This is a genomic window from Streptomyces sp. NPDC002386, assembly GCF_053593175.1.
Genome location: NZ_JBSFBX010000001.1, coordinates 525,020 through 548,801, shown reverse-complemented (window position 1 = coordinate 548,801; position 23,782 = coordinate 525,020). Strand labels below are relative to the sequence as shown.

Genomic DNA, 23,782 nt, shown 5'->3' with positions numbered 1-23,782 from the left:
TCTCGCTGCTGTGTGGTTGGCCTGGGTCGGGTCGGGGTCAGCTCTTGCGCAGGTACTGCGGCGCGGGCGGCTTGGACGGGTCCGAGTCCTTCCCCAGTGTGGCCGACAGCCACCTGTCGTACGACGCCTGCCAGCCGTCCTCGCGGTAGTCGACCAGGATGCGGTTGACCCGGCGTACCAGATCGGTGGCGTCCTTCTTCATCGCCACGCCGTAGTACTCGGTGGTGAACGCGTCACCCTTCAGGGCGACCGTCGGGTCCTGGGCGGCCTGGCTGGCGGCGAGGGCGCCGTCGGTGACCACCGCGTCGACCTCGCCGAGCTGCAGCCTTACCAGGCAGTCGAGTTGGTTGGGGACGGTGGTGGAGATGTCGGTGGAGGCGGGCAGGTCGCCCGCGTCCCGGTCGGCCTTCAGCTTGCCGTAGGCGGTGGAACCGGACGCCGTGCAGATCCTCTTGTGGGCGAGGGTGCCGTCGTAGCCCTTGACGGTGGAGGACTTGGGGGCCAGCACCTGCTGCCCGGTCTTGAAGTAGGGCGCGGAGAACGCCACGTCGGCCAGGCGCGCGCAGGTGATGGTCATCGTGCGGACCACCATGTCGACCCGGCCGTCCTTGATCGCGGGTATGCGCTGGCTGGTCGGGATGGCCTTGAACTGCACCGCGTCCGGGTCGCCGAGGATGTCCTCGGCGATCCTGTGCGCGAGGTCGATGTCGAAGCCCTCGAGCTGGGCGGTCTCGGTGTTCGGGTTGCGGTAGCCCCAGTGGTAGCTGTTCTGGTCGACGCCGACGACCAGCTTGCGCTTGGCGCCCGTACGGGCCTTGATGGCGTCGATGGTCGGGCCGTCCGCGCCGGACGGGGAGAGCGTCTGCTTCTGCGCCTCGGAGTCCTCGCAGTCCCCGGCCCGCGCCTGGCTGCCGCTGGTGACGCCCGGGCCGGCGGTCCGCGCGCCGTCGTCGTCCTGACGCGGTTGCGTCCACGGCAGGAGCAGCGCGAAGGCCAGGGCCAGCACGCACAGCACCGCCATCGCGCCGACCCCGCCCCAGCCCCGCAGGGAGGCCCGTACACGGCTCGCGTACATCGTCACGCCCCCTGTCACCGGTACTCCGAAAGCCTGCGCCCGACGCCGGCCACCGCGGCCGCCGCGCCGAGCACGCCCAGCACGGCGGCGCCCACGGACAGCCCGGTCATCGCGTCCCGCCCGTCACCGGCGGCCCGCTGGAACTCGGTCTGCTCGTGGCCTATGGCCAGGGCGAGATTGCGGTCCACGCTGTCGAAACAGGCGCCGGTGGCGTCCGCGCCGCCGATCACCTTGTCCAGCGCCTGCTGGTAGTTGCCGTTCTCGTCCTCGGTGCGGGCCGAGGCGTGGCGCTGCTTCCACACCGCCATGTTGCCCTGGGCCGCCTTCACCGGCCCGGTGCCCGCGTCGTCGTCGGCGAGCCGGCGGGCGTCGGTGAGGCCCTTGGCGAGCACGCCCATGTCCCGGTCGAAGTCGTAGTAGTAGGCGTCGTACGTCTGTCCGTCCACCGTGACGGTCTCCGCGCCGCGCGCCACCAGGCTCAGGTTCTCGTTGCCCCGCGCCTTCAGGGACGCGATGCGGGCGTCGTGCAGGACGTTCAGCGAGCGGACGCCGTTGTCGTAGGAGCCGTTCAGGCCCGACCTGGCGAGCGTGTGCCCGGCGACCAGCCACAGCAGCGCCACCGCGGTGGCGGCGGAGGCGGCCACCAGGCCGTGGTTGAGGACGCGGTTGGTGTGCCGGTAGGTGCGGTGCTGGGCCCAGCCGAGCGCGGCCAGGGCGAGCACGCCGAGCGCGATCGCCGCCCACGGGTAGGGTGTCGCGTCCCCGTAGTCGGCGTTCAGCCGCTGGTTCTCCTTCTTGTAGAGGTCCTCCGCCGCCGGGAGCATCTCCTTCTGCATCTTCTCGTTCGCGTACCGCAGATAGGCGCCGCCGACCGGATAGCCCTGCCGGTTGTAGGTGCGGGCGCGCTCAACGAGCCCCTTGTACTCGGGCAGCAGCTTGTTCAGCCTGGCGACGGACGCCTCCGACGGCGAGCCCGGCTCGGAGTTGGCGGCGGCGGTGACCAGGCCGGCGGCGGCGGTGCGGATGTCCTTCTCGTACCGGTCGCGCGAGTCCGCGGTCTCCTGACCGCCCGCCAGGAAACCGCTGGAGGCGGCGGTGTTGGCGTCGGCCAGCGAACGGTAGATGTCGGCGGCGCCGGAGCTGAGCGGCTGGCTGCTGTGCAGCACGTCGTCGGCGGCGGCCGCGCGTTCGGCGGTCTGCCAGGCGGTCACCGCGCCGAACGCGACGACCAGCACGGCGAGGACGGCACCGATGACACGCAGCCGGCCCGGCTCGGTGGTCGCCGCGGACCGCAGCCGGTCGACGCCCTCGGCGAAGGCGGTACGGCGGGGAGCCGGGGGCGGGCCCGGCCGGGCGGCCGGAGCCGGCGGCGCGGGCTGCGGGGGGATCGCGGGCACGACGGCGCCCGCCGATGGCGGTGCCGTGCTGCTCTTCGGCGGGTGTGTCACCTGACCTCCCCCGTGGTCATCCGTTCGCCGCCCAGTATTGCGGCCCGGACCGACATCCGCACCGGCCTTCGCTGGATCTTGATCGGATCGCAGTGTCCCCTGCCCATGAACACGCCGTGGGCACCTGTTCGGTTCCAGCGGCCACCTGCCCCGGAGCGCCCCGGCGGGGGTCAGCGCCGGCCGGTGTCCCAGTGGGCCCGGGCCCGTTCAAGTGCCTCCTCCTCCGCGCCCAGACGGTCCAGGCCCAGGAGGGCCGCGCCCAGCACCGGGGCGGCCGTGACCACGCGGACGTCCGCCTTGGGGGCGCGGGACGCCAGCAGGTCGCGCACCCCGTCGTCGAGCCGGGTGTGACCGGCGCTCAGCACGCTGCCGCCCAGCAGCACCGGGGTCTGTTCGCCGAGCAGGTCGAGCCGGGTCAGGGCCACCGCGGCCATCGTCGCGACCTCCTCGGCGAGGCGGTCGACGAGGGAGCGGGCGATCCGGTCCCCGTGCGCGGCCGTGCGGAACAGCACCGGCGTCAGCTCGTGCCGCCGGCCGTGCTCGACCCGCCCCAGGTGCAGGGCCTCGATCAGCGCGTACATGGACCCCAGCCCGAAGTGCGCGGGCAGGGCGCGGGCCAGCTCCGTCGCCTCCCCCCGGCCGTCCTCCGCGCGGGCCGCGTACCACAGGGCCTCCTCGGCCAGGCCCCAGCCGCCGCCCCAGTCGCCGGAGATCCGCCCGATGGCCGGGAAGCGGGCGGTGCGGCCGTCGGGGCGCATGCCGACGCAGTTGATGCCCGCACCGCACACCACGGCCACGCCCCGGGGTTCGGGCACCCCCGCCCGCAGGACGGCGAAGGTGTCGTTGCGGACCGCCACCGAGGCGGCCCACGCGCGCTCGCCGAGCGCGGCCGCCAACTGCTCCTCCTCCACCGGCAGATCGGCGTTCGCGAGGCAGGCGGAGACGTGCGAGGCGGTGGTCACGCCCGCGTCCGCGAACGCCCGCGCGACCGGTTCGGCGAGGGCGTCCACCGCCGCCCCGACACCCACCACCGGCGGACGGAATCCGCCGCCGCGGGCCGTGGCCAGCACCTCGCCCCGGGCGGTGACCACGGCCACGTCGGTCTTGCTGTTGCCCGCGTCGATGGCGAGGACGGTCGGGATCAGGCCCACGCGAGGTGCTCCCGGTTGTGCGCGACCAGCAGGTCGGTGAGGGCGTCGGCGTACTCGTACTGCCCGATGAGCGGGTGGGCCAGCAGGGCGCGGAAGACCCGGTCCCGGCCGCCCCGCAGCGCCGCCTCCAGCGCCAGTTCCTCGTACGCCGTCACGTTCGCCACCAGGCCCGCGTACAGCGGGTCGAGGTCCGGCACGGCCAGGGGCGCGGCACCGGACGGGCCCACCGCCGCCTGCACCTCGATCACCGCGTCGTCCGGGAGGAACGGCAGGGTGCCCCGGTTCAGCGTGTTGACCACCTGGTACGGGCTTCCCGTGCCGCCGCCCAGCAGGGCCGCCGCCAGGTCCACGGCCGCCTCCGAGTAGAAGGCGCCACCCCGCTTGGCGAGCAGCGCCGGCTTCTCGTCCAGGGCCGGATCGGCGTACATCGCCAGCAGCTCGCGCTCCATGGCCGCGACCTCCGCCGCCCGCGAGGGCTTGGTGCGCAGGTCCCGCACCACCTCGTCGTGGGCGTAGTAGTAGCGCAGGTAGTAGGAGGGGACGACACCCAGGCGGTCCAGCAGGGGCCGGGGCAGGCGCAGGTCGCCGGCGATGGCGTCGCCGTGCCGGGCGAGCAGTTCGGGCAGCGCGTCCGCGCCCTCGGGGCCGCCGAGCCGCACCCCCGTCTCCCACGTCAGGTGGTTCAGGCCCACGTGCTCCAGGTGCACGTCCTTCGGGTCGGTGCCCAGCAGGGCCGCGAACTTGCGCTGCAGCCCGATCGCCACGTTGCACAGGCCGACCGCCCGGTGCCCGGCCTCCAGCAGGGCCCGGGTGACGATGCCGACCGGGTTGGTGAAGTCGATGATCCAGGCCCGCGGGTTGGTGCGGCGCACGCGCTCGGCGATGTCCAGCACGACCGGGACCGTCCGCAGCGCCTTGGCGAGGCCGCCCGCGCCGGTCGTCTCCTGGCCGATGCAGCCGCACTCCAGCGGCCAGGTCTCGTCCCGCTGCCGGGCAGCCTGGCCGCCGACCCGGAGCTGGAGCAGCACGGCGTCCGCGCCGTCCACGCCCGCGTCCAGGTCGGAGGTGGTGACGATGCGGCCGCCGTGGTCCTGCCGGGCGAAGATCCGGCGGGCCAGGCCGCCCACCAGCTCCAGGCGTTCGGCGTCCGGGTCCACGAGGACGAGTTCCTCGACCGGCAGGGCGTCCCTGAGCCGGGCGAAGCCGTCGATCAGTTCGGGGGTGTAGGTCGAGCCGCCGCCGACCACGGTGAGTTTCATATGCGGTTAACCCTTGACTCCGGTGAGGGTGACGCCCTCGACGAACGCCTTCTGGGCGAAGAAGAACACGAGGATCACGGGGGCCATGACCAGCACGGTGGCGGCCATGGTGAGGTTCCAGTCGGTGTGGTGGGCGCCCTTGAAGGACTCCAGGCCGTAACTCAGTGTCCAGGCACCGGGGTTCTCCGAGGCGTAGATCTGCGGGCCGAAGTAGTCGTTCCAGGCGTAGAAGAACTGGAAGAGGGCCACCGCGGCGATGCCGGGCCGCGCCATCGGCAGCACCACCCGCACCAGGGTCCTGAGGTCGCCGCAGCCGTCCACCTTCGCCGCGTCGACGTACTCGTTCGGGATGGTCATCAGGAATTGGCGCAGCAGGAAGACGGAGAACGCGTCCCCGAACGCCATCGGGACGATCAGCGGCCACAGGGTGCCCGACAGGCCGAGCTGCTTCGCCCAGAACAGGTACATCGGGATGACGACCACCTGCGGGGGCAGCATCATCATCGAGATCACCAGCATGAGTGACAGATTCCGGCCCCGGAAGCGGAACTTGGCCAGCGCGTACGCCACGGGGATCGAGGACGCCACGGTGAGCACGGTGCCGAGCCCGGCGTAGACCAGGGTGTTCCGCCACCAGGTGAGGAACCCCGGGGTGGCCAGGACCTTGTGGTAGTTGCCCCACTCCCAGGTGTGCGGGACCAGATCCCGGCTCAGCGCCTGGCTGTCGGTCATCAGGGAGGTGAGGACCACGAACACGAAGGGGAGGGTGAAGAAGAGCGCGGCGGCGACACCGAGGGAGTGCACCGCGATCCACTCCAGCAGCGCCCGGCGACGTGCCGTGCGCTCGGCGCGCGGCACGGCCGGGGGCGTCCTCAGGGGCTTCTCCAGTACCTGGGTCATGGTCAGTCACCTGCCTGGACGAGGCCGCCCCGGCGCCGCATCAACAGCGCGGTGAACGCCATCGACAGGGCGAACAGGACCAGTGCGACGACACACGCCGAACCGTAGTCGAAGCGCTGGAAGCCGAGGTTGTAGACGAGCTGGGGGAGGGTGAGCGTGGACTTGTCCGGGTAGCCGGGCTCGAACTGGGTGCCCGCGCCCTGGATCACGCCCGAGGCGACCTTTCCGGCGATCAGCGGCTGCGTGTAGTACTGCATCGTCTGGATCACGCCGGTGACCACGGCGAACATCACGATCGGGGAGATGTTCGGCAGGGTGACGTAGCGGAAGCGCTGCCACGCCGACGCGCCGTCCAGTTCGGCCGCCTCGTACTGCTCCGCCGGTACGTCGAGCAGCGCGGCCATGAAGACGACCATCAGGTCGCCGATGCCCCACAGGGCGAGCAGCGTCAGGGCCGGCTTGGACCAGGCGGGGTCGTTGAACCAGGCGGGCGCCGGGATGCCGATGCTCTCCAGGGCCGAGTCGACCGGGCCCGTGCCGGGGTTGAGCAGGAAGGCGAAGGCCATGGTCGCGGCGACCGGCGGGGCCAGGTAGGGCAGGTAGAACAGGGTGCGGAAGACACCGGCCCCCGTCCTGATCCTCGTGATGAGCAGCCCGATCCCGAGCCCGAAGACGACCCGGAGCGTCACCATCACCACGACCAGCCACAGGGTGTTGCGCAGCGCGGGCCAGAACAGGGGATAGTGCGTGAAGACGTAGGTCCAGTTCTTCGTGCCGCTCCACGTCGGCGGCCGGAAGCCGTCGTAGTGCATGAAGGAGAAGTAGACCGTCGAGATCAGCGGGTACGCGAAGAAGACCGCGAAGCCGATCAGCCAGGGCGACATGAACGCCGCCGTGCGCAGCGCCGCCCTGCGGCGCCTGGAGCCCAACGTGGTGGCCGCCATGGCTACTTCGCCTGCGCGATGTCCGTGTCGATCTGCGCGGCCGTCTTCCTCAGGCCGGCCTTCAGATCGGTGACCTTGCCGCTCTCGTAGTCGTACCCGAACTGCTGGATCGTCACCAGGTACACACCGCCGTTGACCGAGGCGGGGGTGGTGGTGGAGTGCGGGTCGGCGGCGATGTCCAGGAAGGTCTTGAACCGCGGGTCGTACCGGAGCTTCGGCGACTTCAGCGCGGCCAGGGTGGAGGGCACGTTGTGGATGTCGTTGGCGAAGCCGACCACCGCGTCGGTGTCCGTGGTCATGTACTTCACCAGCTCCCAGGCCGCGTTCTGCTTGTGGCTGGTGGCGGCGATACCCGTGATGGTGCCGGTGATGTAGCCCTTGCCGTACTGGTCGGCCTGGTCGTCCGGGACGGGCAGCGGGGCCACCCCGATCTCGAACTTCGGCTTGGCCTCCGCGGCCATGCCCAGCCGCCACTCGCCGTCGAGCTGCATGGCAACCTGTCCGGTGTGGAAGGGGTGCCTGGCGCCCCACTCGTCGCCGAGCGTGGCCCGGAACCTCTCCAGCTTCTGGAATCCGCCGAGTTCGCCGACGAGCCGCTTCTGGAGCGTGAAGCCCTGTTCGAAGGCGGGGTCGTCGGCGAGGTCCGACTTGCCGTCCTTGCCGAAGTAGACCGGGGAGAACTGGGCGAAGTAGTGCTCGGTGGTGGACTCCCAGCCGTGGTAGTTCGGCATGAAGCCGAGCTGCTCGTACCCCTCGCCCCGCGTGACGGTCAGCTTCTTGGCGTCGGTCTCGAACTCCGACCAGGTCTTCGGCGGGGCGGTGATGCCGGCCTTCCGGAACGCCGTCCGGTTGTAGTAGAGGCCGTAGGCGTCGCCCAGCAGCGGAGCCGTGCAGCGGTCGCCGTCGAACCGGGTGTACTCGTTCATCGCCTTCGGGAAGGTGGTCTCCGGGTCGATGCCCGCCTTCTCGAAGAACGGGTTCAGGTCGATCAGCGCGCCCGACGAGCAGAACTTGCCGACGTTGTTGGTGGTGAAGGAGGAGATCACGTCGGGGGCCCGGTCGCCGCCGGCGCGCAGGGCCTGGTTGATCTTGTCGTCGGTCATGTTGCCGACGACGTTCACATGGATGTTGGGGTGCGCCTTCTCGAATCCGGCGACCAGCGACCTCACCGCCTTGACCTCGTTCGGCGCGCTCCAGGCGTGCCAGAAGTTGATCGTCGTCTCCTTCGAGGCGTCGTCGGTGGCGCCGGAGCCGGACTGGCCGGTGCAGGCGGTGGCGAGCAGGGCGAGGGCGGCGGTCAGGGCGAAGGCCGCTTTCCGGGCGGTTTCGGGTACGGCTGTGGGCATGGCGAGGTCTCCCTGGGACGGGGTGGGTGTGGAGGGAGTGCTTCGGGGTGGGGCTCGGGCGCTCAGCGCGAGGTGTCGAAGACCTCGTCGCGGGTGGTCGCGAGCGCGGACTCCAGCGCGCCGCGCAGCACGGGGTGTTCCGTGACGTCGCCGACGACCAGCCGGGGGCGGGCCGCGGCGAGTTCCTCCAGTTCGGCCTGGACGAGGGCGCGCAGCACCTCGCCGCCGGCCGTCAGGGCGGAGCCGCTGAGGACGACGAGTTCGGGGTCGAGGACGGAGACCAGCGAGGCGAGGCCGGTGGCCAGCCGGGTCGCGTAGGTCCGCAGCAGTTCCCGGTACGGGCCGCCGGCGTGGTCGGCCGCCCGCGCCAGGAGGGTCGCGGCCGCGTCGGTGTACCGACCAGCCGGCACGTCGGCGACACCGAGTTCACGGGCCAGCTTCGGTACGGCCTGGGAGCCGGCCAGCTCCTGGTAGCCGCCGCTGTTGGCCTTGGTCACCTGGCGCACCAGCGGGGTGCCCGGCACCGGCAGGAAGCCGACCTCGCCGGCGCCGCCGGTCCAGCCGCGGTGCAGCCGCCCGCCGAGCACCAGGGCGGCGCCCATGCCCTCCTGGTTCCACAGCAGGACGAAGTCCGCGTGGCCGCGGGCCGCGCCGAGGCGCTGTTCGGCGATGGCGACGAGGTTGACGTCGTTCTCGTACTCGACCGGCATGGGCAGCGCGGCGGCGAGTTCGTCCAGCAGGCTGGGGGAGTGCCAGCCGGGCAGGTGAGAGGCGTAACGCAGCCGGCCGGTGCCCGGATCGAAGGCGCCCGGGGTGCCGATGACCAGGCGGTGCACGTCGGACCGGGCGAGCCCCGCGGCCTTCACGGCGCCGTCGAGGGCCTCGGTGACCTGCTGCACGACGGGCCGGGCCGGACGCCGGCCCGGGGTGGGCAGCTCGTACTCGCCGACCGTGCGGCCGGTGACGTCGGCGACGGCGGCGCGGATGCGGTACGGGCTCACATCGAGCCCGGCCGCGTGGGCGGCGACCGGGTTCACGGCGTACAACTGGGCGTTGGGACCCGGCCGGCCCTCGCTGGTGCCGGTGACCCGGACCAGTCCGGCGGCCTCCAGGCGGGCCAGGAGCTGGGACGCGGTCGGCTTGGACAGACCGGTGAGCTTGCCAATGCGGGTGCGGGACAGCGGCCCGTGCTCCAGGAGGAGATCCAGCGCGGCGCGGTCGTTCATGGCGCGCAGGACGCGCGGGGTGCCCGGCGTACCGGGGGTTCCTGCCATGCGGTCGACACCTGCCTTTCCAGCTGCCCAGCTTTTCAGCGACCCGGGCACGACGTCCAGCCTTGATCAACGGGCGCCCGGGAAGATCACTGTTAGGAAACTTTCCTATTGGCGTGGGAGGAACGTAAGCCCAGGACGAAGAGGGCGTCAATAGACGACGCCCCCGAGGCAACGGAGTCGTTACCTCGGGGGCGTGGGGTCCGCGCGCCCGCGGCGCCGCGTGGTGCGTTACTTGGCGGGCGGGGCCGGGCGCTGGGAGGCGATCGGGGTCGCCGCCACCGACTGCGGGGACTCGGCGTTCGCGTACACCGACGGCGCGGCCACCGCGGCGGCCGGATCCGGGGCGTCCTCGACGTCCTCCACGGCCGTCGCGCCGCCCACGATGCGGATGCTCGCCGCGTCGAAGGCGCGCTTGACCCGCCAGCGCAGCTCGCGCTCCACGGCCACCGCCTTGCCGGGCATGGTCCGCGCCGTGAGCCGCACCACCATGGAGTCGATCAGCACGCTGTCCAGGCCCAGCACCTCGACCTGGCCCCACAGCAGCTCGTTCCAGGGCTCTTCCTTGCTCATCTTCTCGGCGACCTCGTCCAGGATGGCCTTCACCCGGTCCAGGTCCTCGCTCGCCCGCACGGTCACGTCGACCCCGGCGGTGGCCCAGCCCTGCGAGAGGTTGCCGATCCGCTTGACCTCGCCGTTGCGGACGTACCAGATCTCGCCGCCGTCACCGCGCAGCTTGGTCACCCGCAGTCCGACCTCGATCACCTCGCCGGACGCCACACCCGCGTCGACGGTGTCGCCGACGCCGTACTGGTCCTCCAGGATCATGAAGACACCGGACAGGAAGTCCGTGACCAGGTTGCGGGCGCCGAAACCGATCGCCACGCCCGCCACACCGGCCGAGGCCAGCAGCGGCGCCAGGTTGATCTTGAACGTGGACAGCACCATCAGCGCGGCCGTGCCGAGGATCAGGAAGCTGGCCACCGAGCGCAGCACGGAGCCGATCGCGGCCGCCCGCTGCCGGCGCCGCTCGACGTTGACCAGCAGCCCGCCCAGCGCGCTGCCCTCCGAGGCCTGCGCCGCCCGGGTCATGCGGTCGATCAGCTTGGTGATCGCCCGCCGCACCACCGCTCTGAGCGCCACGGCCACGACCACGACCAGCACGATCTGCAGGCCCATGGCCAGCCAGGTCGACCAGTTCTGCTCCACCCAGCTCGCGGCGTTCGTCGCGTGGTCCTGGGCGTCCTGCAGGGTGGGAACGGGCGGCGCCGTCGAACCGGAGGGGGACGGCGAGGGGGACGCACCGGCGGCCGCAAGGACGACGGGCAAGGACACGGCGGGTACCTCCAGGGCGCTGCGCGGTCCGCTCCGGCGGGGCGGTCAAGGTCTTCGGGATCACGAAAAGGTCACCGGACGGACAGAACCAACACACTAACGGGGCAGCGTGTGTGCTCCGCGCCGTTCCGTCCAAGGGAGACGGGTCTCACCTGGGCTTGAACACGCCATGATCCGGGGGACGCATGAGGTGTGGTCGAAAACACTCCCAGCCCGTTACCGGGACATGGTGGCGCGTTCACCAGGCATGAGGGGAGACTGACTGCAGATCGTCCCGGCGCGAGCCACGCGCCGCCGACGCCCAAGGAGGCACCCGTGCCGCACGTCCTGGTCCTCAACGCGTCGTACGAGCCGCTCGGCGTCGTACCGCTCCGCCGCGCGCTCGTCCTCGTCCTGGAGAACAAGGCCGTCTCCCTCGAGGAATCCGGCGCCTTTATGCACAGCGCGACCGTCACAGTCTCCGCACCCAGCGTGGTCCGGCTGAAGCGTTTCGTGCGGGTTCCCTACCGGGGGCCCGTTCCTCTCACCCGCCGGGCGCTCTTCGCGCGCGACGGGGGCCGGTGCATGTACTGCGGTGGCGTCGCAACCAGCGTCGACCACGTCATCCCGCGCAGCCGCGGGGGCAAGCACGTCTGGGACAACGTGGTGGCCTCGTGCCGCCGCTGCAACCACGTGAAGGCCGACCGTCACCTCGTCGAGATCGGCTGGCGGCTGCGCCACAAACCCGCCCCGCCCACCGGTCTGGCCTGGCGCATCATCGGCACCGGCCACAGGGACCCGCGCTGGCTGCCCTACTTGCAGCCGTACGGCGCGGACGACGCCATGGCCCGGATCGACGGCATCTCAGCCTGACGGTTCCGGGCCTTCACGCACCCCGTGGCCGGACGGCCGGCCCGTCCGGCCACTGCGGCGCGGCCGCCCTCCGGGCGGACGACGGAAATGGTCGGACAGCCCCTAGCCGCGGGGTCCTTCGGCACGCGCCCCGCGCGCCGCGTACAGCGCGGCGCCCACCACGAACACGGTCAGCGCCGCGGCCCAGGCGCCCGGTTGCGCGCCCGGCTGCATCGGCCACGCCCACACCGTGACCGCGCGCCCGCGCGCCCCCGAGGAGGCCAGGTAGACGGCCGTCACGTAGCCGAAGGCGGGCAGCCAGCTCAGCCGGGCGCCCAGCAGGACGGCCGCGGCGGCCGTGACGCCGGTGCAGCCCAGCGTGTTGCGGACGACCGCGGGCGGCCCGAAGGTCTCCGCGTGCCCCAGCACCGCCAGCGGCAGCACCAGCGCCGCCAGCGCGGTCAGCGCACCGAGCTGCACCAGCCGCCGCGGCCACCAGGGCCGCACGGCCGTCCGGTCCAGCTCGTCGGACGCCGAGTACAGGCTCGCGCCGATGACGGCGGCCGCCAGCAGCGGGGCCAGCGCGACGACCGGCACCCGGCGGTAGGGGTCGAGATAGGCGTCCAGGCGGTCGGCGGCCCACACCGCGAAGACCGTGGTGCCGGCCAGCGCGAGCAGGGTGAGGGGCAGGGCGCGGGAACGGGCGTAGAGGAGGGGACCGGTCACAGCGCGGGCACCCCCCGCACGTCACAGGTGCCCGCCGTCGCGAAGTACGCCGACAGCCAGTCCCGGCGCTCCTCCTCGCCCATCGCGGCCAGCGCGGCCCGGGCGGCGAGGCGCTTGCGCAGGCCGGCGCGGTGAGCCGCGTCGCCGCGGGCGTCGATGTCGTCGAACGTCTTCCGCGCCGGGCTGGGGGCGAGGTACCCCGCCACGGCGTCGTCGGCCAGGGACATCCGCTCCGTGGGGTGCAGGCAGTCGGGGCGCCGCTGCAGGGCCGCCGTCGCCTCCCACGCGAACTGCTCCGGATCGGTGAGCCGGCCCCGTACGACCGACCAGCCCAGCGGTGTGAGGCCGGGCAGCTGGGCCTCGGCGTCGTGCGACTCGTGGTCGCGTTCCTCCCACCGCACCGGCAGGTTCCGCACCCCTTCGAGCCTGCCCGTGATGCCCGACAAGGCGTCCGTGACCTGCGGCAGCATCCCCGCGTACCGCGCGTTCACACAGACCGCCGGCGTGGTGGAGGTGTCGCAGACCTGTCGGCGCGCGAGCGGGGTCTCGTGCCACAGGCCGTCCCCGGTCTGCGTCAGCACCGCCCCCGCGGCCACCGCGGCGGCCAGCGGCAGCAGGGCGGTCACCCGGCGCCGCGCGGCGTACGCCAGCACGGCCGCGAACGCCAGGCCCGCCGTCCACACGGCCATCGAGAGCGGCTGCCACCACACCGGGACATCGGTGTCCATGATCGGGAACGCCGGGTCGAGATGCCGCGCGGGCCCGGAAGTGCTCGCCGACAGCACGCCAAGCCCCACGTACCCGGCGATCGCCAGCAGTGGTGCGGCCAGCCGGGTGGGGACGACGCGGCCCACCACGTGCCCGAGCAGCGCGGCCGCCGCCACCGCGACGGTGTCCCCGGGGAGCAGCCCGGGGTGCGGGCGGTCGCCCTGCGCGTAGGGCCAGGTGGCGAGCATCGCCAGGCCCGCCGCGGCCAGGTAGCCGGCGGCCGTCCAGAGCGCGACGGGCAGGGCCGCGGCCAGGAGCCGGGCGAGGGGTGACCGGACGACCGTCCCCCACAGCTCCTCGGTACGGCGTCGCCGCTCCCGCCCGCCCTGCCAGCAGCCCGCCGCCGCGGCCAGCGGCCCGGCGATCAGCCCGGTGACGTGCGTCTGGGCGGCGGTCTCCGCCCAGCCGCCCTGCCAGCGGGCGGCGGAGCCCGCCAGCAGGACGCCGAGGGTCAGCAGCACGGCGGCCCCGGCGCAGGGCGCGAATCCGCGCAGGACCTCCGCGCGCAGCGGACGGGGTGCCGGTGCGGCGGGTGCCCTCCGGTCGGTCAGGAGGCTCATCGCACCGACTCCCTCGTCCCCGCGCCGTCGCGGTGGGCCCGCAGCGCGGCCGTGTAGCCGCGCTCGATCGGGTGGTCGCCCGGACCGTCCGAGGTCTCGCCCATCAGCGTGAGCGAGTGCGGGGTGCCGCGGTAGGCGATCCGGCCCGCTTCGAGCAGGGTGACCTCCGTGCAGGCGGCGGCCACGTCCTCCACCAGGTGGGTGGAGACCACCACCGCGGCCGAGGCGCCGAGTTCGCGCAGCAGCTCGCGGAACTCCACCCGCTGTTCCGGGTCGAGACCGGCGGTGGGCTCGTCCAGCAGCAGCACGCTCGGCTCGTTGACGATGGCCTGGGCGATGCCGACCCGGCGGACCATGCCCCCGGAGAGGGTGCGGATCTTCGCGTCGGCGCGGTCCGCGAGTCCGACCCGCGCCACGGCGTCCGCCACGGCGGCCGGGACGCGTGCGGCGGGCATCTCCTTCAGCCACGCCACGTACGCGACGAACTCCCGCACCGTGAAACCCGGGTAGTAGCCGAACTCCTGCGGCAGATAGCCCAGCCGGCGCCGTACCGCGGACCGCCCGCGATGGCCGGCGGTGTCCTGGCCGAGGATCTCCACCCGCCCGGCGGACGGCCGGGCCACCGTGGCCAGGACCCGGATCAGCGAGGTCTTCCCGGCACCGTTCGGGCCGAGCAGCCCGTGCACACCGGTGCCGAGGTCCAGGTCCACGCCGTCCAGCGCGAGGTTCTTCCGGTGCCGGACCCGCAGGCCGGACACGAGCAGGGAACTCAAGGGGTCTCCAGAGGTGGTGTGCCCGGGCGGGGCGGCCGGGACGGCCGGGGCCCGGGGGCGGACAGCCCGGGTCCCGGGGCCGTGGGGCCCCGGTCCGGGCGGTGTCCGCCGGGTCGGTTCGAGTGGTCGTGCGGGGTGCCGTCAGGGGGCGGGCGGTACGGCGGGGCCCGGGATCACCGGCGGAGCAGGCGGTCGTAGGCCGGACGGCGGGCCGCGAGGAGGGCGCCGCTCAGGACGGCCGCCGCCGCCCACGCGCCCTGCGCCCCCGCGCCGTCGAAGCAGCGGGAGAGCTGCTCGGCCAGAGGCGTGGTGGCGGCGCCCGGTGCACCGGCCACGGGCACGCCGACGGCGCACAGCCAGCCCCCGGCCGTGACGCCGGCCGCCGCACGGCAGCCGGTGAAGGAGGCCAGGGCCAGCGTGCCCAGGGTCAGCGCCAGCCCCGGCAGCAGCCAGGCCGCGGCGGCCGGGGCGCCGGAGGCGGGCAGCAGCAGCCCGGTCAGGGTCAGCAGCGGCAGACTCACCCCGAGCACGGCGGCCGTCCGGGTCAGCGCCAGCCGCAGCCCGCCCGCCGGGCTGGCCGCCGCCACCTCGTACAGCGGGTCGGCGTGCGGCCCGTAGGACAGCGCGACCCCGGCCACGGGCACCACGGGCGCGATCGCCAGCAGCAGCGCCCGCGCCCCGGGCACGACGCCCCCGTACTCCAGGGCCACCGCTCCCACCGCGACGAGCAGCACGGCCGGCAGCCACGCGCCCCGCACGGCGGGCCCGGCGGCCCAGAGCAGCCGGGCGAGCCGGGACAGCGCGGGGGCCGGTCGCGCCGCGGAGCGCGCCGCCCCCGCGGGCGCCGCCCCCAGCACCGCCCTGCGTACCTCGTCCAGCACCGTGCCCGCCGCCGTGCCGCGCACCGCCCGCGACACCAGCGCCGCGCATCCCGGGCAGCTCTCCAGGTGCCTCTCCAGGGACCACGCGTCCGGCTCCGCGAGGGAGCCGTCGGCGTAACGGGCGACGAGGCCGGCGTCGGCGTGCCAGACGTGCGCGTTGCCGTGGGTCATGCCGTACCTCCCAGCGGGGACGGGTTCAGATGCGCCAGCGCGGACCGCAGCTCCGTACGGGCGCGCCGGGCGCGGGACTTGACGGTGCCCTCGGGTATGCCGAGCAGCCGGGCCGCCTCCCGGGTGCTCAGTCCGTCGACGACGGTCGCGCGCAGCACCTCGCGCAGCTCGGGGGAGATCCGGTCCAGCGCGGCACCGACGTCCCCGTACTCGAGACCCGCCAGCACCCTGTCCTCTGCGGAAGGCGCGGCGCTCCGCTCAGGGGCGCCGTCCGCCGACTCCAGCGGCACGCCCGACACCCGCGCGGCCCGCTCCTGCGCCCGCCGCGCGTCCACCAGCCGCCGTGCCGCGATCGTCCACAGCCAGCCGCCGGTCTCCTCCCCGCGGTGCCCGGCCGCCGAACGCCACACGGTGACGAACGTGTCCTGCAGCACCTCCCGGACGACCTCCGGATCGGCGCAGCGCCGGGCCAGCCGCGCGTGCAGCCAGCCGGCGTGCCGGTCGTACAGATCGGCCATGGCCGCCGGATCGCCCGCCGCGACGGCCCGCAGCAGTGCCGCGTCCCCGTCGCCGTCCTTCTCCCGCTGGCCCCCCACGGGGCGGAACAGTCTCACACCCCCTCTATCGATCACACCCCCCGCATCGGTTCACGGGGTGCGCACACGCGTACCCGGGCGGTGTGGTGAGTGGCTTCGGCGTCGCGGGGTAGGCCTGCCCTGACCACCGCTAGCCGCGGCAAGCGATCCAGAGAGAAGGAGGCCCCCGTGGCCGCACCTGCTCATCCCACCATCCCGGCCCAGTGGAAACCCTTGGCGGAGCCGTCCGCCGAGACCGACGACGCGCGGCTGTGCGTCTTCAGCGCGGAGAGCGCCTGCGTGGAGGCGCCGCTGACCAGTGAGCCGCCCCTGCCCGACGCCGAGCCCCTGACCAGCGAGCCGCCGCTCGCCGAGGCCGCCCCGCTGACCAGCGAGTCCGACCCGGTCCCCGACTTCTTCGGCGCGGGACTGTAGATGGCCGCGGCCGCCGACGAGGATCTGGCCCGGCTCGCCGCACTGCACGGGGTGGACACCTCCTACCGCCCCGCACCGGACCGCACGGTCCACGTCCCCGCCTCCGCCGTGGTGGCCGCCCTGGCCGCCCTCGGCGTGGACGCGGGCACCCCCGACGCGGTCCGCGCCGCGCTCGCCGAACGGGAGCGCGAGCTGCGCGAACGCCTGCTCCCGCCGACGGTCGTGCACTGGGCCGGCGACCCGGACGGCCCGGCCGCCCTCGCCGCGCTGCCCCCCGGCACCCGCCTCACCGTCGAGACGGAGCAGGGCGAGACGTGGGACACGGCCGAAGGGCTGCCGCTCGGAGCGCACCGGGTCACCGCCGCGGCGCCCGACGGCCGCACCGGGCACGCCCATCTCGTCGTCGCCCCGGACCGGCTGCCGACCCCGGCCGCCCGCTCCTACGGCCTGCTCGTCCAGCTCTACTCGCTGCTCTCCCAGCGCTCCTGGGGCATGGGCGACCTCGGTGACCTCGCCGAGCTGGCGGGCTGGGCCGGACGCACCGCCGGCGTCGGGTTCGTGCAGGTCAACCCGTTGCACGCGGCCGTGCCCGGCGCCCCGACCGACCCCTCGCCCTACCGGCCCTCCTCCCGCCGCTTCCCCGACCCGGTCCACCTGCGCGTCGAGCTGATCGACGAGTTCGCCCACGCCGAGGACCAGGACCGCCTCCGCGGCCTGCTGGAACGCGCGGCACGGCTGCGCGCCGACGTCCTCGACAAGGGCGCCCTCATCGACCGGGACGCGGTCTGGGAGCTGAAGCGGGAGGCGCTGGAACCGGTCCTCGCCGTCCCCCTCGGACCGGGCCGGCAGGCCGCCTACGACGCCTTCCGCGCCGAGGAGGGGCAGGCCCTGGAGGACCACGCCACCTGGTACGCGCTGGCCGAGGCGCACGGCTCCGACTGGCACCAGTGGCCCGCGGGCCTGCGCGACCCGCGCTCCGCCGAGACCGCCCGAGCCCGCGCCGCGCTCGCCGACCGCGTCGCCTTCCACTCCCGGCTCGCCTGGCTCACCGACGGCCAGCTCCGCGCCGCCCAGCGCGCCGCGCGGGAGGCCGGCATGCCCGTCGGGATCGTGCACGACCTCGCCGTCGGCGTGCATCCCCAGGGCGCGGACGCCTGGGCGCAGCAGGACCACTTCGCCGCCGGGATGTCGGTCGGCGCCCCGCCCGACGCCTTCAACGCCCACGGTCAGGACTGGGGGCTGCCGCCCTGGCGGCCCGACCGGCTGGCCGCCTCCGGCCACGCCCCCTACCGTCATCTGCTGCGCGCCCTGTTCCGCTACACCGGCGCCCTGCGCATCGACCACGTGATGGGCCTGTTCCGGCTCTGGTGGGTGCCCCAGGGCAGCCCTCCCACCGAGGGCACCTACGTCCGCCACGACGCCGAGGCCATGCTCGCCCTGCTCGCCCTCGAGGCCTTCCGGGCCGGGGCGGTGGTGATCGGCGAGGACCTGGGGACCGTGGAGCCCGGGGTGCGCGAGAAGCTGCAGCGGCGCGGGGTGCTCGGCACCTCCGTGCTCTGGTTCGAACGGGACTGGGAGGGCGACGGCCGCCCGCTGCCCCCGGAACACTGGCGCGCCGACTGCCTGGCCACCGCCACCACCCACGACCTGCCGCCCACCGCCGCCCGGCTCACCGGCGACCACGTCGGTCTGCGTGACCGCCTGGGCCTGCTCACCCGTTCCGCCGCCGAGGAGAGCGCCGAGGCGGCCGCGGACACGGCGGAGTGGCTCGCCCTGCTGGGCAGCCTCGGCCTGCTCGACAGCCCGGTGGCCGGGCCGCCCGGCAGCGACGAGGAGGCGGAGATCCTGGGCGTCCACCGCTTCCTGCTGCGCACCCCGGCCCGGCTGGTCGGGGTCTGGCTCCCGGACGGCGTCGGCGACCGCCGCCCGCAGAACCTGCCCGGGACCTGGGACGAGTACCCGAACTGGCGGCTGCCCGTCGCCGATTCGCAGGGCCGCCCGGTGACGCTGGAGGAACTGACGGCCTCGCCCCGGCTCCGGGCGCTGCTGGACGTGCTCAGGGCGGAGACGGGGCGGTGAGGGCCGCGTAGGGGACCCCGGGCGCGCGGCCGTTCGGGTGGTTCGCTAACTTGAGAGTGTGGACAAGAAGAACGCCCTGCGCGCCGGCGCCCTGGCCGCCGGTACGACGCTGATGATGCTGCTCATGTCGTCCCCCGCGCTCGCGCTGACCCGCGACGACGGTGACGACCCCGGCCCCGGCCTGAGCGTCATCCAGACGCTGGGCCTCTACGTGGTGGCGCCGATCGCCCTGTTCGTGATCATCGCGGGCCTGGTGATGGCGCTCGACAAGTCCCGCGCCAAGAAGGACACCACGACGTCCAACATCAACGTGAGGGGCGAGGCCAAGGCCTGACCGGCCGCCCCGTCCCGCCGAGGGCGCCGTCCTCACCTCCGGTACGCGCACACCGCGTGTACCCGGTGAGGCCGGCGCCCTCGGCGTTTCCCGGCGGGCTCAGGGGCCGGGCGCGGTGAGGTACCGCTGCACGGTCGGCCCGAGCCGGGCCACCACCTCGCCGGCGACGCCGCGCACGAACAGGCACCCGGGTCCCGGACGTCGCCCCGGCCGGCGGCGGCCGCGTGCCTCGGGGGCCGGCCGGCCGCCTAGCGCGTCCCGGAGAGCAGCTCCCGCAGCAGGCCGGCCAGTTGGCCGGCCTGTTCGTCGTCCAGGTGGGACAGGGCCTCCGTCTGGACGGCGAGGCCCGCGCCGACCGCCCGGTCGATGACGTCCAGCCCCTTCTCGGTCAGGGTCACCTGGAGCCCGCGGCGGTCGTGCGGGTCGGGGGAGCGGCGCAGCAGGCCGGCCCGCTCCAGTTTGTCCAGGCGGCCGGTCATGCCGCCGGTGGTGAGCATCAGGGTCGCCGAGAGCTGGCGCGGGGACAGGGTGTAGGGCTCGCCGGAGCGGCGCAGGGTGGCCAGCACGTCGAACTCACCGCGGGAGACGCCGTAGGGCTCGTAGGCCTTCTCCATGAGGTCGCCCATGGCGCGGGAGAGGCGGTGGATGCGCCCGAAGACCTCCATCGCCCGGGTGTCGAGGTCGGGGCGGACCGCCGCCCACTGGCCGATGATCGCGTCGACGGGGTCGTGGGGCTGCTGCCGGCCTGCGTTCATGTGCTGAGTATCGCCACTCGGGACAGTCGTCGGCAAGAAAGTGGCTTGACGGTAAGTAGCTTGGCGCTAAGCTACTTACTACTTGCCGAATTCCGTGAAAGGGCCCGTGATGAAGCGACCCACGACCGTCCTGCTCACCGCCCTCGCCCCCGTCTCCTGGGGCACCACCTACGCCGTCACCACCGAGTTCCTGCCGCCGGACCGGCCCCTGTTCACGGCTCTGGTGCGCGCCCTGCCCGCCGGGCTGCTGCTGCTCGCCCTCACCCGGGTGCTGCCGCGCGGCATCTGGTGGGCGAAGGCGGCGGTGCTGGGCGCGCTGAACATCGGTGCCTTCTTCCCACTGCTGTTCGTGTCGGCGTACCGGCTGCCCGGCGGGATGGCCGCCGTGGTCGGCTCGGTCGGGCCGCTGTTCGTGGTCGGTCTCTCGGCGCTGCTGCTGCGGGAGCGGCCGGCCGTCCGCACCCTGGTCACCGGTGCCGTGGCCGCGCTCGGCGTCAGCCTCGTCGTGCTCAGGGGGGCCGGTGCCCTCGACGCCGTCGGGGTGCTCGCGGCCGTCGCCGCCACCGCCTCGATGGCCACCGGGACCGTACTGACCCGGCGCTGGGGCCGGCCGGACGGCGTGGGCCCGCTCGCCCTCACCGGCTGGCAGCTCACCGCCGGCGGCCTGTTCATCGCGCCGGTCGCCCTGCTGGCCGAGGGGGCCCCGCCCGCGCTCGACGGCCGCGCGGTCGGCGGCTACCTCTACCTCGCGCTGGCGAACACGGCCGTCGCCTACTGGCTCTGGTTCCGCGGCATCGGCCGGCTCGGCGCCACCCGCGCCGGTTTCCTCGGCCCGCTCTCCCCGCTGACCGCCGCCGTGACCGGCTGGGCGGCCCTGGGGCAGGCGCTCACCCCCGTGCAGGTGCTCGGCATGGCCCTGGCGTTCGCGGCGACGGCGGCCGGGCAGCTCGGGAGCGGGGCGGTCTACGGGCGTCTCACCTCGTACAGGAAGCACCCGTACTCCACCGCCCGCACGTGCACCAGCGCCACCTCCGGGTCGGCGAAGGCCTCCGTGAACGCCGCCCCGTAGGCGTCCGCCTCCTCGACCAGGCGGCCGCCGAGGATGCGGCCGTCCGCGGAGTAGCGGCGCAGTGTGCGGCGGGCGTCCGTGAACGGGAGCGCGTCGCCGTCCGGTCCGGCGCAGTCGCCGGCGTGGATGAAGACGGGGCCCTGCTCGTCGTAGGCTCCCGGGTCGGCGCCCGTCGCGGCCGCCCAGCGGCGCAGGGGCGCGTACGACACCAGGGCGACGCGCTCGCCCGGCGCGCTGCGGCGCAGGCAGCAGCGCAGCGGTGCACCGCCCTCGGTGTCCTCGAAGGGGGACATGGGGCGGGCCGCGTCGTCCGAGAGGCGCAGCTCCGCGAGGGCCGCGGGCGGCAGGGGCCGTGCGGTGTAGGTCGTCATACGGCCAGCGTGGCCCGCCGACGGCGCCGCGCACCGGCGGAATCCGGACGTCGAACCCGGCGCACCGGCCGCACCGGCCGCACGGAAACCACATGGAAGAGGGCGCCCGGTGCGAGACCGGGCGCCCTCGTGGCCGTGACCGTGTTACGCGGTCGCCGCGTCCGCCGCCTGGGCCCGCAGCGCGCGCTCGACGCCCGAGCGGGACTCCGAGACCAGCCGGCGCAGGGCCGCGCCGGGCTCGGCCGCGGCCAGCCAGCCGTCGGTCCTGCTCAGCGTCTCCTCGGAGATCTGCACCGCCGGGTACAGACCGACCGCGATCTGCTGGGCCATCTCGTGCGAACGGGCGTCCCAGACGTCCTTGAGGACCTCGAAGTACCGCTCCGCGTACGGCGCCAGCAGCTCCCGCTGGTCGGTCTGGACGAAGCCGCCGATCACGGCCTCCTGCACGGCGTTCGGCAGCTTGTCGGAGTCGATGACCGACGCCCACGCCTCCGCCTTGGCCTCCGGCGTCGGACGGGCCGCCCGGGCGGTGGCCGCGTGCCGCTCACCGGCCGCGGTCCGGTCCCGCTCGTACTCCGCCGCGATCTCCGCCTCGTCGAAGCGGCCGACCGCCGCGAGCCGCTCCACGAACGCCCAGCGCAGCTCCGTGTCGACGACCAGGCCGTCGATGGTCTGCGAGCCGTCCAGCAGCGCGTCCAGCAGGTCGAGCTGCTCCGGCGTGCGGGCCGTCGCCGCGAACGCCCGCGCCCAGGCGAGCTGGTGGTCGCTGCCCGGCCCGGCCGAGCGCAGGTGGGCCAGCGTGGCGTCGGTCCAGCGGGTCAGCAGGGTCTCACGGGCGGCCGGGTCGGCGTACAGGTCGATCGCCAGCTTCACCTGGCGCTGCAGCGACTGCACCACGCCGATGTCGGACTCCTTGCCGATGCCGGACAGCACCAGCGACAGGTAGTCCCGGGTGGCCAGCTCGGCGTCGCGGGTCATGTCCCAGGCCGAGGCCCAGCACAGGGCGCGCGGCAGCGACGCCTCGAAGTCGCCGAGGTGCTCGGTGACGGTCCGCAGCGACTCCTCGTCCAGCCGGACCTTCGCGTACGACAGGTCGTCGTCGTTGAGCAGCACGACGGCCGGCCGGGGCCGGCCCGCGAGCTGCGGCACGGCCGTCAGTTCGCCGTCGACGTCCAGCTCGATCCGGTCGGTGCGCACCAGCTTGCCGGCGCCGTCCAGGTCGTACAGGCCGATCGCGATGCGGTGCGGGCGCAGCACCGGCTCGCCCTGGGCGCCGGCGGGCAGCGCCGGGGCCTCCTGGCGGACGGCGAAGGAGGTGACGACACCGTCCGCGTCCGTCTCGATCTCCGGGCGCAGCACGTTGATGCCGGCCGTCTCCAGCCACTGCTTCGACCAGGTCTTCAGATCGCGGCCGGAGGTCTCCTCCAGGGCGCCCAGCAGGTCGGACAGGCGCGTGTTGCCGTACGCGTGCCGCTTGAAGTAGGCCTGCACGCCCTTGAAGAACTCGTCCTCGCCGACGTACGCGACGAGCTGCTTGAGCACGCTCGCGCCCTTGGCGTACGTGATGCCGTCGAAGTTGACGAGCACGTCGTCCAGGTCACGGATGTCGGCCATGATCGGGTGCGTGGAGGGGAGCTGGTCCTGCCGGTACGCCCACGTCTTCATGGAGTTCGCGAACGTCGTCCACGCGTGCGGCCAGCGGGAGCCGGGCGCGGCGGCCTGGCAGGCGATGGAGGTGTAGGTGGCGAACGACTCGTTCAGCCACAGGTCGTTCCACCACTCCATGGTGACCAGGTCGCCGAACCACATGTGGGCCAGCTCGTGCAGGATCGTCTCGGCGCGCACCTCGTACGCCGCGTCGGTCACCTTGGACCGGAAGACGTACTGGTCGCGGATGGTGACCGCGCCCGCGTTCTCCATCGCGCCGGCGTTGAACTCGGGCACGAAGAGCTGGTCGTACTTCTCGAACGGGTACGCCAGCCCGAACTTCTCCTGGAACCAGTCGAAGCCCTGCCGGGTGACCTCGAAGATGGCGTCCGAGTCCAGGAACTCGGCCAGCGACGGGCGGCAGTAGATGCCGAGCGGCACGCTCTGCCCGTCCCGCTCGTACACGCTGTGCACCGAGTGGTAGGGACCGACGATCAGCGCCGTGATGTACGACGAGATGCGCGGCGTCGGCTCGAAGACCCAGACGTTGTCCTGGGCCTCCGGCGTCGGCGAGTTGGAGATGACCGTCCAGCCCTCCGGTGCCTTCACGGTGAACTGGAAGGTGGCCTTCAGGTCGGGCTGCTCGAACGACGCGAAGACCCGGCGGGCGTCCGGCACCTCGAACTGGGTGTACAGGTACGCCTGCTCGTCCACCGGGTCCACGAAGCGGTGCAGGCCCTCGCCGGTGTTGGTGTAGGCGCAGTCGGCGACGACGCGCAGGATGTTGCGCCCGTCCAGCAGACCGGGCAGCGCGATGCGCGAGTCGGCGAACACCTCGGCGGGGTCGAGCGCGTCCCCGTTCAGGGTCACCTCGTGGACGGCCGGGGCCACCAGGTCGATGAAGGACGTGGCGCCCCTGGTCGCCACGTCGAAGCGCACCGTGGTCACGGACCGGTAGGTGCCGCCCTCCTGCGCGCCGGAGAGGTCGAGATCGATCTCGTACGAGTCAACGGTGAGCAGCTTCGCCCGCTGCCGCGCCTCTTCGCGAGTCAGGTTTGTGCCAGGCACGCGGTCATCT

22 protein-coding genes are annotated in these 23,782 nt (G+C 73.8%); 5 read left to right on the top strand and 17 right to left on the bottom strand.

The genetic code is table 11. The annotated features are described in order from the left end of the window. Positions 1 to 37: 37 nt before the first annotated feature. The 9 genes from ACWCPN_RS02460 to ACWCPN_RS02420 form a co-directional block, all read right to left on the bottom strand. A complete protein-coding gene (locus ACWCPN_RS02460; protein WP_451201919.1) occupies positions 38 to 1,075 on the bottom strand; it encodes a glutamate ABC transporter substrate-binding protein in 1,038 nt (345 codons plus the stop codon). Positions 1,076 to 1,089: 14 nt separating this feature from the next. Beyond that, entirely contained in the window at positions 1,090 to 2,523 is a 1,434-nt protein-coding gene (locus ACWCPN_RS02455) for a hypothetical protein (RefSeq protein ID WP_451201918.1), read from the bottom strand. Positions 2,524 to 2,693: 170 nt separating this feature from the next. Next, complete coding sequence (locus ACWCPN_RS02450) at positions 2,694 to 3,674, bottom strand: N-acetylglucosamine kinase (protein WP_451201917.1); 981 nt, start codon at positions 3,672 to 3,674, stop codon at positions 2,694 to 2,696. Further along, complete coding sequence (locus ACWCPN_RS02445; RefSeq protein ID WP_451201916.1) at positions 3,665 to 4,933, bottom strand: 6-phospho-beta-glucosidase; 1,269 nt, start codon at positions 4,931 to 4,933, stop codon at positions 3,665 to 3,667. Before ACWCPN_RS02445 ends, ACWCPN_RS02450 begins: the two co-directional genes overlap by 10 nt. Positions 4,934 to 4,939: 6 nt before the next feature. After that, complete coding sequence (locus ACWCPN_RS02440; RefSeq protein ID WP_451201915.1) at positions 4,940 to 5,833, bottom strand: carbohydrate ABC transporter permease; 894 nt, start codon at positions 5,831 to 5,833, stop codon at positions 4,940 to 4,942. Positions 5,834 to 5,835: 2 nt separating this feature from the next. Beyond that, a complete protein-coding gene (locus ACWCPN_RS02435; RefSeq protein WP_199210577.1) occupies positions 5,836 to 6,777 on the bottom strand; it encodes a carbohydrate ABC transporter permease in 942 nt (313 codons plus the stop codon). 2 nt (positions 6,778 to 6,779) lie between these two features. Then, positions 6,780 to 8,123 carry an ABC transporter substrate-binding protein gene (locus ACWCPN_RS02430; protein ID WP_451201913.1) on the bottom strand — a complete coding sequence of 448 codons (1,344 nt, stop codon included), beginning with the start codon at positions 8,121 to 8,123 and terminating at the stop codon, positions 6,780 to 6,782. Positions 8,124 to 8,185: 62 nt separating this feature from the next. After that, positions 8,186 to 9,397: an ROK family transcriptional regulator gene (locus ACWCPN_RS02425; RefSeq protein ID WP_451201912.1), complete on the bottom strand. Its 1,212-nt coding sequence runs from the start codon at positions 9,395 to 9,397 to the stop codon at positions 8,186 to 8,188. Between the two features lie 228 nt (positions 9,398 to 9,625). Continuing rightward, positions 9,626 to 10,729, bottom strand: coding sequence for a mechanosensitive ion channel family protein (locus tag ACWCPN_RS02420; RefSeq protein WP_451201911.1), 1,104 nt, complete (start codon positions 10,727 to 10,729; stop codon positions 9,626 to 9,628). 315 nt (positions 10,730 to 11,044) lie between these two features. On the opposite strand from ACWCPN_RS02420, the gene ACWCPN_RS02415 reads away from it, so the two are divergent. Next, complete coding sequence (locus ACWCPN_RS02415; RefSeq protein WP_199210575.1) at positions 11,045 to 11,581, top strand: HNH endonuclease; 537 nt, start codon at positions 11,045 to 11,047, stop codon at positions 11,579 to 11,581. A gap of 102 nt (positions 11,582 to 11,683) precedes the next feature. On the opposite strand, the gene ACWCPN_RS02410 is transcribed toward ACWCPN_RS02415, so the two are convergent. From ACWCPN_RS02410 to ACWCPN_RS02390, 5 genes are all read right to left on the bottom strand, one after another. Next, positions 11,684 to 12,286: a hypothetical protein gene (locus ACWCPN_RS02410; protein ID WP_451201909.1), complete on the bottom strand. Its 603-nt coding sequence runs from the start codon at positions 12,284 to 12,286 to the stop codon at positions 11,684 to 11,686. Further along, complete coding sequence (locus ACWCPN_RS02405; RefSeq protein WP_451201908.1) at positions 12,283 to 13,614, bottom strand: hypothetical protein; 1,332 nt, start codon at positions 13,612 to 13,614, stop codon at positions 12,283 to 12,285. Before ACWCPN_RS02405 ends, ACWCPN_RS02410 begins: the two co-directional genes overlap by 4 nt. Beyond that, on the bottom strand, positions 13,611 to 14,372 hold the full coding sequence (locus tag ACWCPN_RS02400) for an ATP-binding cassette domain-containing protein (RefSeq protein ID WP_451202274.1): 762 nt from the start codon (positions 14,370 to 14,372) through the stop codon (positions 13,611 to 13,613). The genes ACWCPN_RS02405 and ACWCPN_RS02400 overlap by 4 nt, the downstream gene beginning before the upstream one ends. Before the next feature lie 188 nt (positions 14,373 to 14,560). Next, positions 14,561 to 15,439: a zf-HC2 domain-containing protein gene (locus ACWCPN_RS02395; protein ID WP_451201906.1), complete on the bottom strand. Its 879-nt coding sequence runs from the start codon at positions 15,437 to 15,439 to the stop codon at positions 14,561 to 14,563. After that, positions 15,436 to 16,035, bottom strand: a complete 600-nt coding sequence (locus tag ACWCPN_RS02390; RefSeq protein WP_451201905.1) for an RNA polymerase sigma factor — start codon at positions 16,033 to 16,035, stop codon at positions 15,436 to 15,438. The genes ACWCPN_RS02395 and ACWCPN_RS02390 overlap by 4 nt, the downstream gene beginning before the upstream one ends. A gap of 168 nt (positions 16,036 to 16,203) precedes the next feature. Between ACWCPN_RS02390 and ACWCPN_RS02385 the strand changes: the two genes are divergently transcribed. From ACWCPN_RS02385 to ACWCPN_RS02375, 3 genes are read left to right on the top strand one after another with little or no spacing between them, the layout of a single operon-like run. Continuing rightward, positions 16,204 to 16,449, top strand: a complete 246-nt coding sequence (locus ACWCPN_RS02385) for a hypothetical protein (protein ID WP_199210572.1) — start codon at positions 16,204 to 16,206, stop codon at positions 16,447 to 16,449. Next, entirely contained in the window at positions 16,450 to 18,528 is a 2,079-nt protein-coding gene (gene malQ, locus ACWCPN_RS02380) for a 4-alpha-glucanotransferase (RefSeq protein WP_451201903.1), read from the top strand. Positions 18,529 to 18,586: 58 nt separating this feature from the next. Then, on the top strand, positions 18,587 to 18,862 hold the full coding sequence (locus ACWCPN_RS02375; RefSeq protein ID WP_199210571.1) for a hypothetical protein: 276 nt from the start codon (positions 18,587 to 18,589) through the stop codon (positions 18,860 to 18,862). Between the two features lie 248 nt (positions 18,863 to 19,110). On the opposite strand, the gene ACWCPN_RS02370 is transcribed toward ACWCPN_RS02375, so the two are convergent. Further along, positions 19,111 to 19,617, bottom strand: coding sequence for a MarR family winged helix-turn-helix transcriptional regulator (locus ACWCPN_RS02370; RefSeq protein WP_199210568.1), 507 nt, complete (start codon positions 19,615 to 19,617; stop codon positions 19,111 to 19,113). Between the two features lie 109 nt (positions 19,618 to 19,726). Between ACWCPN_RS02370 and ACWCPN_RS02365 the strand changes: the two genes are divergently transcribed. Next, a complete protein-coding gene (locus ACWCPN_RS02365; RefSeq protein WP_451201902.1) occupies positions 19,727 to 20,686 on the top strand; it encodes an EamA family transporter in 960 nt (319 codons plus the stop codon). Here the strand turns inward: ACWCPN_RS02365 and ACWCPN_RS02360 are convergent. Both ACWCPN_RS02360 and pepN read right to left on the bottom strand, forming a co-directional pair. Next, complete coding sequence (locus ACWCPN_RS02360; protein ID WP_451201900.1) at positions 20,581 to 21,057, bottom strand: DUF1203 domain-containing protein; 477 nt, start codon at positions 21,055 to 21,057, stop codon at positions 20,581 to 20,583. The two genes, ACWCPN_RS02365 and ACWCPN_RS02360, sit on opposite strands and share 106 nt — an antisense overlap. Positions 21,058 to 21,201: 144 nt before the next feature. Continuing rightward, positions 21,202 to 23,772, bottom strand: a complete 2,571-nt coding sequence (gene pepN, locus ACWCPN_RS02355; RefSeq protein WP_451201899.1) for an aminopeptidase N — start codon at positions 23,770 to 23,772, stop codon at positions 21,202 to 21,204. Between the last annotated feature and the right edge of the window lie 10 nt (positions 23,773 to 23,782).

Coding starts and splice junctions, on each gene's coding strand:
- ACWCPN_RS02460 (WP_451201919.1), bottom strand. CDS start 1,075: ATGTACGCGAGCCGTGTACGGGCCTCCCTGCGGGGCTGGGGCGGGGTC.
- ACWCPN_RS02445 (WP_451201916.1), bottom strand. CDS start 4,933: ATGAAACTCACCGTGGTCGGCGGCGGCTCGACCTACACCCCCGAACTG.
- ACWCPN_RS02440 (WP_451201915.1), bottom strand. CDS start 5,833: ATGACCCAGGTACTGGAGAAGCCCCTGAGGACGCCCCCGGCCGTGCCG.
- ACWCPN_RS02435 (WP_199210577.1), bottom strand. CDS start 6,777: ATGGCGGCCACCACGTTGGGCTCCAGGCGCCGCAGGGCGGCGCTGCGC.
- ACWCPN_RS02430 (WP_451201913.1), bottom strand. CDS start 8,123: ATGCCCACAGCCGTACCCGAAACCGCCCGGAAAGCGGCCTTCGCCCTG.
- ACWCPN_RS02425 (WP_451201912.1), bottom strand. CDS start 9,397: ATGGCAGGAACCCCCGGTACGCCGGGCACCCCGCGCGTCCTGCGCGCC.
- ACWCPN_RS02405 (WP_451201908.1), bottom strand. CDS start 13,614: ATGAGCCTCCTGACCGACCGGAGGGCACCCGCCGCACCGGCACCCCGT.
- ACWCPN_RS02395 (WP_451201906.1), bottom strand. CDS start 15,439: ATGACCCACGGCAACGCGCACGTCTGGCACGCCGACGCCGGCCTCGTC.
- malQ (WP_451201903.1), top strand. CDS start 16,450: ATGGCCGCGGCCGCCGACGAGGATCTGGCCCGGCTCGCCGCACTGCAC.
- ACWCPN_RS02370 (WP_199210568.1), bottom strand. CDS start 19,617: ATGAACGCAGGCCGGCAGCAGCCCCACGACCCCGTCGACGCGATCATC.
- ACWCPN_RS02365 (WP_451201902.1), top strand. CDS start 19,727: ATGAAGCGACCCACGACCGTCCTGCTCACCGCCCTCGCCCCCGTCTCC.
- ACWCPN_RS02360 (WP_451201900.1), bottom strand. CDS start 21,057: ATGACGACCTACACCGCACGGCCCCTGCCGCCCGCGGCCCTCGCGGAG.